This window comes from Paenibacillus sp. LS-5, assembly GCF_056121505.1.
The window spans coordinates 1-275 of the sequence record NZ_JBWAVA010000072.1 but is presented as its reverse complement, the minus strand read 5'-3'; the positions used below and the strand labels follow the sequence as shown (position 1 = coordinate 275).

General features: G+C 58.9%; 1 protein-coding gene. It reads right to left on the bottom strand.

Annotation, left to right across the window (positions count from 1 at the left end; translation table 11 throughout):
* Nucleotides 1–275 (bottom strand): hypothetical protein (locus AC0MA3_RS26510; RefSeq protein ID WP_474658348.1); only part of this gene is annotated, 275 nt, incomplete at both ends.

Genomic DNA, 275 nt, shown 5'->3' with positions numbered 1-275 from the left:
GATCAGCGTGAAGGTGCGCAGATTTGCCTTGAAGGTCTTTGCCAGCGCGTCGGATGCTTTTTTGCGCACCGCTCCATCGGCGTCCTGCAACATGTTGAGCGTCGGTTCGAGTGCAAGGTCTTCCCCATCGACATCAAAGCGCAGTGCCGTCATGGTTTCGTCGAACAGGCGGTTCCAGGCGCCGCGTCCGGTGATCGACTTCTCGTGAAACAGCTGTTCGATCTTGTCGTCGAGCTGGTAGGGCTTGTCCTTGCGCAGATCGACCAGCCAGGGCC